The following is a 17,491-nucleotide window of genomic DNA, read 5'->3' as shown; positions in this document are numbered from 1 at the left end:
GCCTCGTACCAGGCTGAGCAGTCACCGGGGATACTCCGCCAGCCGGTCGCGGAGCCGGGGGTGCCGGAACTGGTACGCGGCACCGACCCGTCGCAGCACGCCCCGGTCGACCGCGTCGTCGAGGAAGGCCATGGTCCGCCACGGCAGGTGCCCCCGGGCCGCGAGGACGGCCCGGGCGACCGTGTACCTGGCCCAGGCGCCGGCGCCGATCCAACCGATGACGAACGCGGTCGCGACCATTATCGGGCGGACGGTGCCGAACAGGATCGCCGGCGGTGCGCCGAGCAGGATCATCGGCGGCACGATCATCAGTCCCGCCGCCCGGTCGCCGCGCAACGTCGAGATCGGACTGACGGCGCGGGACGTATCGGCAGGCACCACGAGTTCCCGGGTCAGGTCGCGTTCTCTGCGCCGCCAGGTCTGCCGGACGAGTAGGACGGCTGTCGTCAGCAGCAGGAGCACGCCTGCCGTGATGACCAGCGGACCAGGTTCCGGCACGGACAGCAGGACCAGCCCCGCCAGCAGCGGCACGACCAGCTTCGTGGTGGACACGAGGCCGTACCAGAGGGTGACCCGGAGCCGGCGGAAGCTCACCTTCGTGCGGTACGGCGTCTCGCTGGCGACCCAGCCCAGCTTGGTGCGGGCCCGCCGGCTCGTCCCGACCAGGCCCATGACCGTCCCCATCGCCAGGCCGGCGGTCAGGCTGTGCCCGAGCCCGAAGAACAGTCCGTAGAGCGCGATGAGCAGCGGAATCCACAGGGTTCGTTGGTGCCGGACCGCCCGGTCGAGTCGCCACCAGGCGATCTCGTGGGTGTCGGTCCTACGCAGGTGCCGGGCCAGGAAGATCAGCGCCCGTTCCACGTCCTGACGGTGCCACCGCTCGTCGGAGCCCCGACGGCTGGTCGGGGTCGGCTCGGCCGGATAGACCGCCGGCAGCAGACCGTCGATGAGATGGTCGGCGATGGCGTCCTGGTCCGGAAACCGGGTCCGGTCGCCCAGCTCCTGCGGATCGGCGACGGTGGTGGCCGGGTCGGTGGCGGCCGTGGGTGCCGCCGTCGGGTAGTTGGTGCGGGCCAGCCAGGCCATCAGCGGCGTGCGCAGGGCCTGGGTGAGCGGGGCGTCCGGGTCGTTCGTCAACGCGGCGAAGGCCCGGTGCCACCGCCCGCTCCCGCCTGCGGGGGCGAGGTAGTTCCGGGCCTCGGCCAGCGTGAGCGGCAGCACCTCCGCCACCACGGCCCCGGACAACCCGCAGTCGGCGGTCTGGACCGCGTTCCGGTACGGCTCGATGCGGCTGGTCACCACCAGCGGCTCCTCGACGCCGAGGCCGTTCAGCTCGCTGAGCGCTGTGCCGAGCAGCCCGTCGCCGATCATGTCCAGCCCGTCGAGGACCGGCAGCACCAGCCGGCTCTCGATCAGGTGGGTGGCCATCGTCCGACGGTTGCGCGAGCGGCCCGGAGCCGGTGCCGGTCCCCCCAGGTGGGGGTGGTCCTGGGCGAGCCGCTGCGCCATCCACTCCCGCAGGTGCTGCTCGCCCGGGTGCCAGGTGTCGGCGGGCAGCAGCACCGGGACCGGCTCGCCGGCCACGCGCTCCCGGAGCAGACCGCGTACGAGCCGGGTGGCCAACACGGTCTTGCCCGCACCGGCCGTACCCAGGATCACCAGCCGTCGGTGCGGCAGCCGCCGGGCGAGCAGACCGGCGAGGTCGTCCAACCCGCCGGCCGGGAGCCGGTCGTCGGTGACCCCGATCGACGACCGGTCGACCTCGGCCATCGCCGAGCCGGCGGCGGTCACCGCCCAGCGCACGGGCAGCGGGCGTCGCAGCACCTGGCTGCGTTCCTCGTCCCGCCGTCGCTCGCTCTCCACCTGTCCCGCCAGGGCCTCCAGGGCCCTCGACACCAGCACGTCGTCGGCGTGCGTGGGCGGGACGCTCCGGTAGCTGACCTGGTTGACGATGTTGTGGTTACCGAAGGCGGCCGGCCCGTGGGTGGTGATCCCGGAGTAGCCGGCCTGGTGGATGCCGGTGCCCGGCCCGGGTGACGGTGCCACCTGGTCGGTGCGGGGGCGGTCCTGCGTCATCGTCAGTACCGGTGCGGGGTCACGCCGTCGGCGGAACCGTACGTGGTGACCACGTTGCCGTTGCCGAACGCCGCCGGCCCGTGCGCCGTGATGTGCTGGAAGGTCTGACCACCGGCGCAGGGCTGGTCCCCGGTGGCGGCGGGGAGGGGCTGTTCCGCGGCGGCGTTCTCGCCCGGCAGGTGGATCCAGGCGACGGCGGCGAAACTCTTCTCGGGCAGGCTGGCGGTCACCCGCAGGAAGTGCTCTGGCCGCAGGTCACCGTAGTGCCGGACGACATCCTGGTAGAGCCGGTCCGACACGATCAGTGCGACCTGCGCGTCGGGAAACCGCCGCAGGACTGCCTTGAGCTGCGGCGAATCGACCAGCCGGCAGGCCGTGACGACGGCCTCGCCGGGGAAGCCGTTCCCGCCGTTTAGGTGCACCAGACCCTCGTGGACGGCGATCCGTAGCCGGATGCGTGCCTCGGGGGCCAGTCCATGGTTGTGCTCGCGGAGCAACCTGTCGACGGTCGGTGCCAGTCGGGTCACCACCGTCCGCTCGCTGGCATCCTGCGGCAGGATCGCGAGCTGCCCGTCGCCGCTCGGCTGCACCAGCCAGCCGTCCGGGTGCAGGCCCAACTCCTCCCGGGCCCGCTGCATGATCCTCGGCAGTGCCTGCTGGACCCGCCACTGAAGCACGTTGTCCCGCCCGCTGTACCGCTCCACGTCCACGGTGAGGACGAGATGCCGGCTCGGGTCCGCGATGTCAGACACCCATTCACCCTCCGCTGGGCACACACCATTCGGTCGGTTCGTTTCTACCATCCCCGCGCGAAAGCGAATCCCCTCACAGTGAGGCTTTCGTCGGGCCGGGCCCGGCCACGATGGGGGACGCAGGAGAGCTGGTGTCGACATAAGAGCAGCTCTGCACGAGGACGGCAGTCGATCAAGATCCGTCGCCCCGAAAAGGGGGCCTCGACGGGTGCCGGTCGGCGTTCTGTGGACGATACGATCCTCCGTCCGGGCACGATCTGATCGACGAGCGGAGTGGTGTTGCGACGGAGCGCGCAAGCCGCACAGGCAGAGGTTGTCAGGTTCTGGCGGACCGTGGAAATGTTCAGTCCGCAGCGTGTCGAGCGGGTCAGCAAGGAGCGGTTGGTCTTCGCGGCCCTTGCGGGACAGCCGTTGCCGTGGGAGGCGGGTCACGAGCTTTCGGGGTGGAGGCTGCGCCCGGACCAGACCTGGCAACACGTCGTTTACCTGGGCATCTACCGCCTCGACGAGCTGTTCGAGGTGCTGTCGCGGCTGTTCGGGCCGAGCCCGGAAAGCTATGACGAACGGCCTGCGGGAGAGAGCGCCGTCGCCGCTTTCACGGTCGACGAACACGGGCATATGCTGCCCGATTCGCTGGTGCTGTCGAGTTGCGCCGTGGCCACCGGCGAGCTGTTGCGAACCAGGCGGGTCAGAACCGACCTGCTGTCCCGCCTGGGGGCTGCCACCGAGGATCTGGACGAGTCACTTCAGAAGCGGTTGCCGGCGGTGACCATCGAATCGGAGGACGGCGAGCCGACTTTGGTCTCGGGTGTGGTGGACCACCGGCTGCTCTCCGATTATCAGAAGGTGGCAGTGCAGACGGCCGGCGTCGATGCGGCGTTGTCCTTCGGCGACATTCGTATCAGGAGCCAGCTCGTGGTCCGCCGTGACGAGGACGAACCCGTCGCCAATGAGTGCTGCCACGGGTGCAACCGCCCCGCGGCCCGCGCTGCCAACCACGACTTTCTGAACAGTCCCATTATGCGCGACCTGGGTCGCGTCGCGGAGAAGATCGACAAGGGTGACGTCGGCGTCGCACTGCGGGACTATCTGCGACCCGAGACCGACCTCGCCACCACCGGCCGGGTGGACGTGCGCGACCGGATCGACGCCGTGTTGGCGGCGACGGCACCACGGGCGGTGCCGGCGGGGCGGTGGCCCAGCCATCCGGAGCACGCGCTCGCGCTCAACCAGCAGTTGGCGGTCAGCACCGCGCTGGGCACGTCCGCCGGGATTCTCGGCGTCAACGGCCCGCCGGGCACCGGCAAGACCACGATGCTGCGCGACCTCGTCGCGGCGCTCGTCGTCGAGCGGGCTCGGCGGCTGGCCGCGCTGACCGACCCGGCCCGGGCGTTCACCGGTCGGCAGCAGCGCTACGTCACCGGACAACGCACGCGGGTCGTCGACGTGTGGCAGCCCGACCTCACCGGCTTCGAGATGGTCGTCGCCTCGGCCAACAACGGTGCCGTGCAGAACGTCACCGACGAGATCCCCGCCGCCGACGCGATCGACGACTCGTGGCGGGAACGGGCGGCGGCGGCCGACTACTTTCCCGACATCGCCACCGCACTGTTGACCGGTCGGCCCGACGCCAAGCAGCCGCAGGTCGTCGAGCAGGCATGGGGCCTGGTCGCGGCGCGGCTGGGGAACAAGACCAACCGGAGCCGGTTCCTCAACACGTTCTGGTACCACAAGCCGGACAAGTCCCGGAAGGGACCGGGCGAGGGCCACACCTGGTCCGGCATGCTGGCGGTGCTCAAGGGGTACGAGCAGACGGTCCCGGATGTCGGCTGGTCGATGGCGGTGTCACGGTTCCGCGCCGCCGAGGCCCGGGTCGAGGCGGTGCGTAGGAAGCGGGCCGAGGTGTACCGCGACGTCGAGCGGCGGGAGCACCCCGAGAACCACCTCGCCGACCTGCGCCACGCCGTGAAGGTGGCGGCGGACGCGGTGGAGTCGGCACGGCTCCGGCACGGGGCGGCGTTGGATGCCGAGCGCGAGCGGGCGGCCGAGGCCGACCGGATCGCGTCCGCGCTCCAGGCCGGGGCCGAACGGGACGCCCGTCGTCGCGCGGCTGCTGCCGACCAGACCCTCGCGACGGCCGAGCGCCAGGTCGAGCACCTGAGCACCGGCCGCAGGGCCACCGCCGAGCGGACCCTCTGGTCGTGTGAGGCGGAGCTGAGCCGGTGGTTGACCGCGCAGGCGGCGCACCAACGGGCGCAGCCCGGCCCGTGGGAGTGGTTGCGCACCCTCGGCGAGGCACAACGGCGCTGGTCGTACCACGACGGCCAGCTCCTGGCCGGGGTCCGTCAGGCCCAGGTCGCGCTCGACGCGGCCCGTGCGGAGCGGGCCGCCGTGCAGGTGGAGATCGACGTCGTGCAGCGGGCGGTGGACACCGCCCGCCGGCAGGCGGACGAGATCCGGCGCACCCTGGCGGCGGGCGTGCCCAAGCCGCAGGTCGACCACGCGCCGCTGACGGCGGCCCGGCGGACGGTGGCGTCGGCGGAACAGGAACTCTCCACCGCCGTCCGGACCCACCGCGCGGCCGAGGACGCGATCCGGGCGGCCGAGGCCGACCTCTCCGCCCTCCAGGCGCGGCTGGTTCGGGCGGCGAGCGCGCTCGGCCGGCACTTTCCCGACCCCGGATGGCACGCGGACCGCCAGCGCCGGGAGTCGGCGGCGCTCTGGACCGACAGGGAGTGGAACGAGGCACGCAGCGACCTGTTCCTGGCGGCCCTGGCGCTGCACAAGGCGTTCCTGCGCCACAACGCGACCCGGATGCGGCGCAACCTGCAGGCCGCGATGGATCTCGTCGGTGGCGACGCGCCCGCCGACCTGGCCCCCGAAGCGGCGTTGGCGGCCTGGCAGAGCCTCTTCTTCGTGGTACCGGTGGTGTCCACCACCTTCGCCTCGTACGACCGGGTGTTCGGGCACCTCGGCAGGGAGGCGCTCGGTTGGCTGCTCATCGACGAGGCCGGTCAGGCGACGCCACAGAACGCCGTCGGGGCGCTCTGGCGCACCAGGCGGGCGGTGGTGGTCGGCGACCCGTTGCAACTGGAGCCGATCACCACCCTGCCGGTCCGCACCGAACAGGCGATCCGCACCGAACGGGCGGTGGACGAGCAGTGGCTGACCGGCCGTACCTCCGTCCAGCGCCTCGCCGACCGGCTCACGCCGCTGGGCACCTGGCTGGACGGAGACGGCAACCCTACCTGGGTGGGCGTGCCGCTGACCGTGCACCGGCGCTGCGACCAGCCGATGTTCGACATCGTCAACCGGGTCGCCTACGGCGGTCTGATGATCGACGGCACCGGCACCGACACCGGCGCGCGGGACCGCTTCCAGCTCGCCTATCCGACGCTGCCCCCGTCGAAGTGGATCGACGTCGCGGGAACCGGCGCGCGGGGTCACTGGATTCCCGACCAGGGCCGGCAGCTCGACCGTATCCTCGCCACCCTCGCCGAGCTGGACTTCGACATGTCCGAGGTCATGGTGATCGGCCCGTTCCGGGACGTCGCCCGCGAACTCGACAGGCGGGCCCGGCGGTATCCCGGTCTGGTCGCCGGCACCGTCCACACGGCGCAGGGCAAGCAGGCCGAGGTCGTCGTGCTGGTGCTCGGCGGTGCGCCGGACCGGGCGGGCGCCCGCCGGTGGGCGTCGAGCAGACCCAACCTGCTCAACGTCGCGGTGAGCCGGGCGAAGCGCCGGCTCTATGTCATCGGTGACCGGCAGGCCTGGTCGCCGTTGCCCTACTTCCAGATCCTGGCGGCAGCGCTGCCGCCTCAGGAGCCGGTCCGACGGTAGCCGCCGGGCAGCCCGACACCGCCGTCGAAATATCTTCCGGTCACGACGGTGTGCGCACGGAACCGATCCCGGAAGGGGAGTATGGACGTCAGGCCGACCGAGGAACAGATCGCCGCCCGGGACACGTTCCTCGCGGGCCGGGAACTGGCCCTGGTGGCCGGGGCCGGCACCGGTAAGACCTCCACGCTGGTGCTGATGGCCGGGGTCACCAGGAAACGCGGCCTCTACGTGGCGTTCAACAAGTCGATCGCCGACGACGCCAGGCGGCGGTTCGGGGCGAACGTCGACTGCCGTACCGCGCACTCGCTGGCGCACCGGGCCGTCGGGCGCAGGTACCAGGACCGCCTGGGCCGGTCGGCCCGCATCCCGTCGAAGGAGACCGCGCGGCTGCTCGGTATCCGCCGGGACCTGTGGGTCAGCTCCCGCCCGATCAGCTGCGGACACCAGGCGCGCCTGGTGATGGGTATGGTCCGTCGGTTCTGCTACGGCACGGACCGGCAGTTGACGGTCCGGCACCTGGATCGGGTCAACGGGTTGGACCCGGTGGCCCAGGACCAGGTCGCCCGGACGCTGCTGCCGTACGCGGTCCGCGCCTGGGACGACATCTGCGCACCGGACGGCAGGCTGCGCTTCGAGCACGACCACTACCTGAAGATGTGGGCGCTGACCGAGCCCACCCTGGAGGGGGACTTCGTCCTGCTCGACGAGGCACAGGACACCAACCCGGTGCTGGAGGAGGTCTTCCTCGCCCAGGACGCGCAGCGGGTGTGCGTCGGTGACCCGGCCCAGCAGATCTACGCCTGGCGCAGCGCCCGGGACGTGATGACCGGCTTCCCGGCGGACCACCTGTACCTGACGAAGTCGTTCCGGTTCGGCCCGTCCATCGCCCGGACGGCCAACCGGTGGCTCCGGCACGCCGAGTCGGATCTGCACCTGACCGGGAACAGCGCCACCGACTCCCGGGTCGGTGCCGTGGCGGAGGTCGACGCCGTGCTGTGCCGGGGGAACGCCGACGCGATGCAGGAGGTCCTCGGTTTCCTCAAGCGCGGTGTGCCGGTGGCGCTCACCGGCGGTGGGGCCGCACTGCGCAACATCGCGCAGGCGGCCCAGGCGCTCAAGGCCGGTCGGCGCACCACCCACCCGGAGCTGTTCCTGTTCACCTCCTGGGGTGACGTGCAGGAGTACGCCGAGAACGACACCGCCGGCCAGGACCTCAGGGCGATCGTGACGCTTGTCGACACGTACGGGCCGGATGTGATCATCGACGCGGTCGACCGGCTCGCCGACGAGCGTGCCGCGAAGGTCACGGTGTCCACGGCGCACCGGGCCAAGGGCCGGGAGTGGTCGCGGGTTCGGATCGGCCACGGCTTCGCGGGACCGTCGGTCGACGACGACGGGATGCCGCGCCCGCTGCGGCCCAGCGAGGCCCGGCTGATCTACGTGGCGGTCACCCGGGCCCGGCACCAGCTCGACCCGGCGGGGATCACCTGGATCGACGAGTACGAGAAGGCCGCCGCGGCGGCGGGCGACGGCACGGTGGCCGGCCGGCCGATGATCGAGCTGAGCCTGACCCGCCAGCTGAGGTACCCGGACTCCCCGATGTCGCAGTTCGTGACCCGGCACCTGCCGAACAGCACGGCGGTCGTGCAGGACTACCTCCGGCGGATCGGCGACCTGCCCCGCCCGGTGCAGCCGCTGGACGTCAGGTACCCCGACTGGTCGGCGCTCGGTCACGCCATCGACTTCCGGTTCCGGCTCTGCCTGGGCAGCCCGCTCGGCGCGTCGGTCGGCAGTGGCGTCGCCGCCGTCGGTAGCGACCGGCCGTTGCGGGGCGCGCCCGCGCCGGCCGTACGGAAGGCGCTGCACCGGGCCGGCGACGACCTGACCGGCACGGTGGACGCGTACCTGCGCGGCGACGACGGCGTCGACGGGGAGATCCTGGAACGCCTGTGCTTCGTGGCCGCCTACTACGAGGACGTCTACCGGACCGGTGAGATCCGCCGGTACAGCATGTTGACCGACGCCACCGCCACCACCACCCTGGACGACCTCCTGGCGGCGGTCCCCGACTATGCCGTCGAGGACGTCAACCAGCAGTTGGCGATCGCCGAGGAGTCCTTCGGGCCGTTCCTCGAACTGCCGATCGCCGCCCGGGTCTGCGGGCCGACGTTCGCCGGGAGCCGGGACATCGGCGGAGCGGACGCCGACTTCATCCTCGACGGCCTGCTGCTGGACTGCAAGGCGACCATCCGACCCCACCGGCTGGGCCGTGACGAGGTCTACCAGCTCGCCAGCTACCTGCTGTTGGACTACGACGACCGGTACCGCATCGACCGGGTCGGCCTGTACCTGTCCCGCCAGGGTGCCCTGGTCACCTGGAGCGTGCCGGACTTCCTGCGCCGCCTGGGTGCCACCGGCCCGCTCGGTGACCTGCGCCGGCGGCTACGGGACCAGCTCCACCCGTAACCTCCCGGGCCTGCCGTACCCCGGGTGCGGGGCGGGCGTCGTGGCGCGGAACTGCCGTCGGCGCGGCGGTGACGGCAGCAATTAAAGATCGTCGTGCATCGATGGTTTGAATCGATTGACTTGATAGGGACGACACGTAATGTGTATGAGGGTTCGACCCCTGGGGGCCAATCGACGGCAGGAGACTCCGATGGGTGTGCGACGACGGCGCAGGCCACGACCGGCCACGGCGATCGGGGTGGCCGGGTCTCTCGTGGTGGGGCTGCTGGCGACCCAGGCGGGCGTCGGCCCGGCCGCGGCTGCCGCCGACGGGCCCACCCTGACCGTGGACGTCGCCGCCGCCCGGCACCGGATCAGCCCCGACATCTACGGCATGAACGGCGGGGACCCGGCGCTCGTCGCCGAACTCGGCACCCCGGTGGCCCGCTGGGGCGGCAACGCGAGCAGCCGCTACAACTTCCGGAACCACACCTACAACACCGGCAGCGACTGGTATTTCGAGAACATCGTGGCCGGGCCCGACAACACCGTCGAGGCGTTCGTCAGGCGCAACCGGGAGCACGGCACGAAACAGGTGGTCGCCGTGCCGTTGATCGGCTGGGTGGCGAAGGACTCGCCGTCGTCGCACCCGTTCGCCTGCGGCTTCCCCGCCACCCGCTTCCCGGAGCAGGACTCGTTCGACCAGTGGGACCCCAACTGCGGCAACGGCCGGCACGCCGACGCGAACCTGACCGGCGCGGACCCCACGGACACCTCGGTCCCGGCCGGCCCGGCGTTCGCGGGCGAGATGGTGTCCCACCTCGTGAACGAGTTCGGCCCGGCGGCCCGGGGCGGCGTGTCGATCTACGAACTCGACAACGAGCCGGTCCTGTGGAACTCCACCCACCGCGACGTGCACCCCGATCCGGTGGGCTACGACGAACTGGGCGGCAAGGGCACGGCGACCGCCGCGGCCATCAAGGCCGCCGACCCGCGTGCGAAGGTGCTCGGCCCGTCCGGCTGGGGCTACTGCGAGTGGGTCGCCTCCGGGCTGGACGGCTGCGCGCCCGGCGCGGACGCGGCGGCCCACGGCGGGCTCAACCTCTCCCAGTGGTACCTGAAGAACATGAAGGACTTCAGCGACGCCCACGGCGGCAAGCGCTTCCTCGACTACTTCGACCAGCACTACTACCCGCAGATCAGCGGCGGTAAGGACCCGGATTCCAACGCGCTGCGGCTGCGGTCCACCAGGTCGCTGTGGGACCCGACGTACGTCGACGAGTCGTGGATCGGCCCCGGCGGGGTGAACGCCCCGCCGTTGCAGTTCATCCGCCAGATGAAGGCGTGGGTCGCCCAGCAGTACCCCGGCACGAAGGTCGCCATCACCGAGTACAACTGGGGTGCGCTCGACGACATCAACGGCGCGCTCGCCCAGGCCGACGTGCTCGGCATCTTCGGGCGCGAGGGACTGGACCTGGCGACCATCTGGGGCGAACCGAAACCGACCGACCCCGGCGCGTACGCGTTCCGGATGTACCGGAACTACGACGGCGTCGGCGGCAGGTTCGGCGACGTGAGCGTGTCGGCGGCCAGCAGCGACCAGGGGCAGCTCGCGGTCTACGCCGCGCAACGCTCGTCCGACCGGGCGCTCACCGTGATGGTGGTCAACAAGACGGGCCAGGATCTGACCTCCCGGACCGCGCTCGCCGGATTCCGCGGCGGGGACCGGGTGCAGCGGTTCAGCTACGGTCCGGCCGACCTCACCTCGATCGTCCGGGGCGAGGACCTCCGGGTGAACCGGGGCGGCGTCAGCGCGACGTACCCGGCGAACTCGGTGACGCTGCTCGTCCTGCCGCAACGTCGGCACTGAGGCCGCGCGGAGACCCGGGCAGCACCCACGGTGGTGCCGTCGATCACGATTACGCATAGGCGGTTGACAATTGGTGGTTGCCTCCGCTGATTGCGACGCCTAGGCTTCAGGGCAGCATTCCGTGACCACCGGCAGGAGCGTGTGCGCGGGCGGCGGGAGTCCCCGGTGGCAGGGGACGGTTCCGATCGCCTCGCACGTGGACCCTGTCGCCGTCGGTCACGGCATCTTCCCCAGGAACCCGCCAACTGTCGAACCGCCGGGAGCGCGTACGCCTCCCGCCGGGTCGGTCCATGTTCGGACGGCGGGTTCACTGTCGCACCCCCGGGACGAGTGTCCAGCGGACATGGCTGTGGGCGGTATGCGAAAGGACAGGTACGTGAAACCAGCCCTCTCCGTCGCGCGACGGTCGCTGCTGGCAGGTGCGCTGCTCGTCGCGGCCGCCGTGCCGGCCGTGATCGCGCACCCGCTGGCGGCCTCGGCCGCCGTCCAGGCGACGTACTATGTCGCGCCGGACGGCAGTGACAGCAACCCGGGCACCCTCGGGTCCCCGTTCCGGACGCTGCAACGCGCGCGGGACGTGGTGCGTACTGTTAACGCGAACATGACCGGGGACATCCAGGTCTACCTGCGGGGTGGCCGGTATCCGGTGAGCAGCACCATCGAGTTCGGCGCGGCCGACTCCGGCAGCAACGGGTACCGGATCAGCTATGCCGCCTACCCCGACGAGACCCCGGTGCTCGACGGGGGCGTGCCGGTCACCGGGTGGACCCAGCACAGTGGGAACATCTGGAAGGCCCCGCTGGACCGGGCCAACAAGCTGCGCGCGCTCTACGTCAACGACAAGCGGGCCGTCATGGCGACGAAGACGGTCGGCTCGGCGGGCTGCTACGGGACGTACAACATCACCGCCGGGCAGGCCGCGTGGGCCTGGGAGTCGGGCTCGCAGTGCGACGGCGCGAAGTACAACCTGAACGACTTCCCGGCCGTGGCGCGCAACGCCGACGACATCGAGATCGAGACGGCGACCACCTGGACCACCGCCATCGTCGGGGTACGCCAGGTCACCACGAGTTCCGACGGCGCGAACCGGGTGGCGCTGTTCCAGCAGCCGGGTGCCGCCATCGCCCAGGGCGCGTTCAACGGCAACGCCCAGAGCGGCGGCAGCCACAAGCTGATGAACGCCTACGAGTTCCTGGACGCGCCCGGTGAGTTCTTCTTCGACAAGGGCAGCAGGACGCTCTACTACTACAAGAGCAGCGCCGAGAACATGACCACCGCGTCGGTGTTCGCGCCGAACAACGTGACCACCCTGCTGCGGGTCGCCGGCACCTCGACGGGCAGCCACGCCCGCAACATCACGTTCGCCGGGCTCACCGTGCAGCACTCCGACTGGAACCTGTTCACCGTCGCCGGTTCGTCGTTCAAGCAGGCGCAGCAGGGCAACCTCGGGGCGCAGGCGTACGCGAAGCGGAACTTCCACGACTACTACTACCGCAACGTCGACGTCACCCCGGGCATGATCCAGGTGGAGAACGCCGACGGCATCCTGTTCAGCCGCAACCGCTTCCAGCACAGCGGCGCCGACGGCGTCAACATGGTCAACGACGTGCAGAACAGCCAGTTGACCGGGAACTTCACCAACGACATCGCGGGTTCCGCGATCACCGTCGGCCACCCCCAGCACGTCTACATCGGCGACGGCACGTCGACCAACCGGGAGAAGTGGCTGCCGCAGGTCGAGGGGCTGCCGAAGAACATCGAGATCAGGAACAACTACCTGTACGACAGCGCGGTGCTGTTCAACGGGCACAGCCCGATCTCGGCGTACTTCGTGGACACCCTGACGATCCAGCGCAACCGGATCGAGAAGTCGCCGTGGTCGGGCATCACGCTCGGCTGGGGCTGGTGGAACTTCGACGGCTCATCGGGTTCGATCGCGCCGAACCGGCCCACCACGACGGCCCGGAACAACACCATCAGCTACAACCACATCATCGACACGGTGCAGCGGCTCAGCGACACCGCACCCATCTACACCCTCGGTGCCCAGCCGGGGACGACGATCACCAACAACTACCTCCAGGGTGTGCCGTCCGGGCACAAGTACGGCCTGCACCCGGACGAGGGGTCGGCGTACATCACGTTCCGGGACAACGTGCTGAGCGTGGACAAGAACATCACCTGGATGATCAACTCCGACGACTTCGGGCGCAAGCACGACCTGAGCATCACCCAGATCTACGGCCCGATCAACAAGGTGTCGAACAAGAACCTGCCCAACAGCACGGTCAACGACATCCTGGTCTCGTCCGACTACGTCTGGCCGGCGGCGGCGTACGGCATCGCCGCCGCCTCGGGGCTGGAGGACGCGTACCGGGACATCGTCCCGGCGGCCAACCTGTCCCTGCCGAACTACGTGCTGCCGGCCAGCACCTTCGTCACCAGCGCCTCGGCGACCATCCCGATCCGCAGCACCGGCGACGCGTCCAAGACGGTCTGGCTGGCCCCCGCCGGCACGACCACCTTCACCGCCGGCCCGACGATGACCCGGGCGGCGGGCACCGCCACCTCCATCGCGGTGCCGACGAACCAGGGTGAGTACCGGCTGTTCGTGGTGGACGCCCAGGGCAGCCGGTCGGCCGAGTCCAGCTCGCTGGTCCGCCAGCAGGGCACCGGCAGCGGCCAGCAGGGTGGCCGGCTGGTGGGCGGGCAGTCCGGCCGCTGCGTCGACGTGCCCAACGCCAGCACCACCAACGGCACCCAGGTGCAGTTGTGGGACTGCACGGGCGGCACCGGGCAGCAGTGGACGTACACCAGCGGCAGGCAGTTGACCGCGTACGGCAACAAGTGCCTGGACGCGAACGGCGCGGGTACGACCAACGGCACCACGGTCATCATCTGGGACTGCCACGGCGGCACCAACCAGCAGTGGAACCTCAACGCCAACGGCACCCTGACCAACGCCCTGTCGGGGCTGTGCCTCGACGCGAACGGCGCGGCCACCGCCAACGGCACGAAGCTCATCCTCTGGTCCTGCAACGGCGGGACCAACCAGCAGTGGAGCCTGCGCAACTGACGGACGTCCCCGGGGCCGGGTCGGCCCCGGGGAACCGCTTGGTGACCTGCGGTTCGCCGCCGTCAGGCGGCCGACCCCGGGTCGCAACCCGCCCGACACAGCATTGACATATTTCACTATTCGACCTAGGGTCTTGCCGAATCGATTCGACGTCCGGCGCCACCGCACCGGGCCTCGACCGGGTGGCGTCCGGGCGCGACGTGGACCACCGATCGGTTCGACGACCAGCCGGTCCTGCCGGGCAGCGGGACCACGGGCTGGCAGCTGCGGCGACGAGCCGGCCGGCGTCGTGTGCGCATCGTGCGTCTCCTGGTGTTCCGTCCTTGGCGGGTGCGGTCAACGGGAGCACGTCGGGCGCGACACGTCGGGATCGTCGTGGACCCCGTACCCCCGAAGCAGTCCATGCCGAGTGGCAGGAGCCCCATCCATGACAAGGCGCAGACCCATCCTTGGTTCCCTCGCGGCGGCGGCGGCCCTCGTCGTGACCGTGGGTGTGACGACCCTCGCCGGCGACCCCGGCACCACCGCCGCGGCGGCCGGTGTCTCGGCGGCCGCCGCGACCGCCGGGTGCGGCAAGGCACCCACGTTGACCAGCGGCCAGCGGACCATCCAGAGCAGCGGCCAGAACCGCAGCTTCATCCTCCGGATCCCCGACAACTACGACCGCAACCACCAGTACCGGCTGATCTTCGGCTTCCACTGGAACGGCGGCACCGCCAACGACGTCGACGGGGGCGGGTCGGACGGGGCTGCCTGGTCCTACTACGGGCTGCGCCAGCAGGCGAACAACAGCACGATCTTCGTGGCCCCCCAGGGCAACGGCAACGGCTGGGCCAACCCCGGCGGCCAGGACGTCACCTTCGTCGACGACATGGTCCGGCTGATCGAGAACGACCTGTGCGTCGACACGACGCAGCTGTTCGCGCTGGGCTTCAGCTACGGCGGCGGGATGAGCTACTCGCTGGCCTGCTCCCGGGCGAACGTCTTCCGGGCCGTCGCGGTCTACTCCGGCGGGCAGCTCAGCGGGTGCAGCGGCGGCAGCCAGCCGATCGCCTACATGGGCATCCACGGCATCGGGGACCCGGTGCTCAACGTCTCGGCCGGCCGGTCCCTGCGGGACACCTTCGTGCGCAACAACGGGTGTACGGCGCAGAGCCCGCCCGAGCCGCGCGCCGGCAGCCTGACCCACATCACCACCACCTACTCCGGCTGCCGCGCCGGCTACCCGGTCGTGTGGGCCGCGTTCGACGGCGGGCACACCCCGGGCCCGGTCGACGGTGGCGGGGACAGCGGCGTGCGGACCTGGACCAAGGTCGAGGTGTGGCGGTTCTTCACCCAGTTCGGCGGCACCGAGCCGACGCCGAGCCCGACGGTGACGCCGACCGGCAACCCGACCACCCCGCCCCCGGGCGGCACGGGCGCCGTGCGCAACTCGTCCTCCGGGCGCTGCCTGGACGTCAACGGCGGCACGCAGACCAACGGCTCGGCGGCGATCATCTGGGACTGCCACGGGCAGGCCAACCAGAGCTGGACCTCGACGGCCGCCCAGGAGCTGCGGGTCTTCGGCGGCAAGTGCCTGGACGTCAACGGCGCGGCCACCGCCAACGGCAGCTCGGTGATCATCTGGGACTGCAACGGCCAGGCCAACCAGCGGTGGCGGTTCAACGCCGACGGCACGATCACCGCCGTCGGCTCGGGCCGCTGCCTGGACGTGGTGGGCAGCGGTACGGCCAACGGCACGCGTACCCAGATCTGGGACTGCAACGGCAGCGCCGGTCAGCGGTGGAGCCGGAGCTGAGCCGGGCGGACGTCAGCGGAGGGCAGCGGTAGGACCAAGGTCGCCCCGGCGGGATCTCGCATTGACGCCGTTCAATGCATAGGGTCACTGCTGTACGAGGTGGGTCGAGGTGACCCGCCGGGGCGACGCTGCCTCCGCCGTGCAGAAATCGACGTTCGTCTGGGGAGAGAACAGAACATGAACGGACAACAGGACAGTCGGCTGTGGGCCCGTTGGCGACGGGCGGCCCGCACCGCGGGCACCGCCGCGGCGGTCTCGCTCGGGGTCGCCGCGCTCGCGGTGGGCTTCTCGGCGGGTGCGGCGGTCGCGGGCACGGCCGTCGCGGAACGGGGCGCGTCCAGCGCCGCCCTCGCCGCCGCCACGGTCTCCCAGGTCACCACCGGTGACCTGCACACCTGCGCGATCCGCACCGACGGGACGCTCTGGTGCTGGGGGGACAACTTCGGTGGCAAGCTCGGTGACGGCACCACCACCAACCGCACCACCCCGGTGCAGGTCGGCACCGCCACCACCTGGTCGAAGGTCGACGCCGGCACCAGTAACACCTGCGCGATCCGTACCGACGGGACGCTGTGGTGCTGGGGCGGCAACTACAACGGGCAGCTCGGCGACGGCACCACCACCAGCCGGAGCACCCCGGTGCAGGTCGGCACCGCCACCACCTGGGCCAGCGTCAGCGCGGGCGCCAACCACACCTGTGGCGTGCAGACCACCGGCACCCTGTGGTGCTGGGGCCTGAACCGCAACGCGCAGCTCGGCGTCGGCACGTCCCCCTCCCGGGCGACCAGCCCGGTGCAGGTGGGCACGGAGACCACCTGGACGAGCGTCACCACCGGGTACGCGCACAGCTGCGGCGTGCGTTCCGGCGGCACCCTGTGGTGCTGGGGCGACAGCACCGACGGGCAGCTCGGCGTCGGCATCCTCGGCTACCGGTCCACCCCGGCGCAGGTGGGCACCGCGACCTCGTGGGCGGGCGTGACGGCCGGGCACGCGCACACCTGCGCGAACCGCACCGACGGGACGCTGTGGTGCTGGGGCGAGAACGGGTACGGCCAGGTCGGCGCCGGCACCGGCGTGCAGACCAGCCCGATCCAGGTCGGCACCGCGACCACCTGGACGAAGGTGGACGCCAGCGTGGACTCGTCGTGCGCGGTGCGTACCGACGGGAGCCTGTGGTGCTGGGGCAACAACGGGTTCGGGCAGTTGGGTGACGGCACCACCACCCACCGGTCCGCCCCGCTGCGCGTCGGCACCCTGACCACCTGGACGCAGAACCTGGCCGTCAGCTACCACAGCTGCGGCGTGCGTACCGACGGGAGCCTGTGGTGCTGGGGCAACAACATGTTCGGGCAGTTGGGTGACGGCACCACCACCCACCGCTCGACCCCGGCGCAGCTGGTCCTGCCGGGCTGATCCGCAGGCGTCGCGTCGCCGACCCGTGCCGCCGCCGCTCCGGCGACGGCCGGGTCGGCGGTGTGCCCGCCTCCCGCCGGCGTGGGGCCTCCGCCGGGAACATTCGTCTGATCATTACAAAAGTCCCCTGCCCGTGGTGGTTGCCTAAAGGCGGGCTGATCGGCGGTTTCGCTCCACTGGTGACGTTGACCGCCGCGCGTTACGGTGCCTAACATGTGACG

General features: G+C 71.1%; 8 protein-coding genes. 6 read left to right on the top strand and 2 right to left on the bottom strand.

Annotated features, from left to right (window positions below; translation table 11 throughout):
* Positions 1-21: 21 nt before the first annotated feature.
* Positions 22-2,076: a hypothetical protein gene (locus tag B5D80_RS00620; protein ID WP_088641752.1), complete on the bottom strand. Its 2,055-nt coding sequence runs from the start codon at positions 2,074-2,076 to the stop codon at positions 22-24.
* 2 nt (positions 2,077-2,078) lie between these two features.
* Complete coding sequence (locus tag B5D80_RS00615; protein ID WP_088641870.1) at positions 2,079-2,819, bottom strand: hypothetical protein; 741 nt, start codon at positions 2,817-2,819, stop codon at positions 2,079-2,081.
* Positions 2,820-3,167: 348 nt separating this feature from the next.
* On the opposite strand from B5D80_RS00615, the gene B5D80_RS00610 reads away from it, so the two are divergent.
* The 6 genes from B5D80_RS00610 (at position 3,168) to B5D80_RS00585 (ending at position 17,270) form a co-directional block, all read left to right on the top strand.
* Positions 3,168-6,668, top strand: a complete 3,501-nt coding sequence (locus B5D80_RS00610) for a DEAD/DEAH box helicase (RefSeq protein ID WP_088641751.1) — start codon at positions 3,168-3,170, stop codon at positions 6,666-6,668.
* Between the two features lie 81 nt (positions 6,669-6,749).
* Positions 6,750-9,134: a UvrD-helicase domain-containing protein gene (locus B5D80_RS00605; protein WP_088641750.1), complete on the top strand. Its 2,385-nt coding sequence runs from the start codon at positions 6,750-6,752 to the stop codon at positions 9,132-9,134.
* 190 nt (positions 9,135-9,324) lie between these two features.
* Positions 9,325-10,983, top strand: a complete 1,659-nt coding sequence (locus tag B5D80_RS00600) for a glycoside hydrolase family 44 protein (protein ID WP_088641749.1) — start codon at positions 9,325-9,327, stop codon at positions 10,981-10,983.
* Positions 10,984-11,359: 376 nt separating this feature from the next.
* Entirely contained in the window at positions 11,360-14,059 is a 2,700-nt protein-coding gene (locus B5D80_RS00595; RefSeq protein WP_088641748.1) for a ricin-type beta-trefoil lectin domain protein, read from the top strand.
* A gap of 427 nt (positions 14,060-14,486) precedes the next feature.
* On the top strand, positions 14,487-15,857 hold the full coding sequence (locus B5D80_RS00590) for a lectin (protein WP_088641747.1): 1,371 nt from the start codon (positions 14,487-14,489) through the stop codon (positions 15,855-15,857).
* A gap of 177 nt (positions 15,858-16,034) precedes the next feature.
* Entirely contained in the window at positions 16,035-17,270 is a 1,236-nt protein-coding gene (locus B5D80_RS00585; protein WP_088641746.1) for an RCC1 domain-containing protein, read from the top strand.
* Positions 17,271-17,491: the final 221 nt, after the last annotated feature.

Source organism: Micromonospora wenchangensis, from assembly GCF_002210435.1.
Classification (GTDB): Bacteria; Actinomycetota; Actinomycetes; order Mycobacteriales; family Micromonosporaceae; genus Micromonospora; species Micromonospora wenchangensis.
This window is presented reverse-complemented; position numbering and strand designations above follow the sequence as displayed.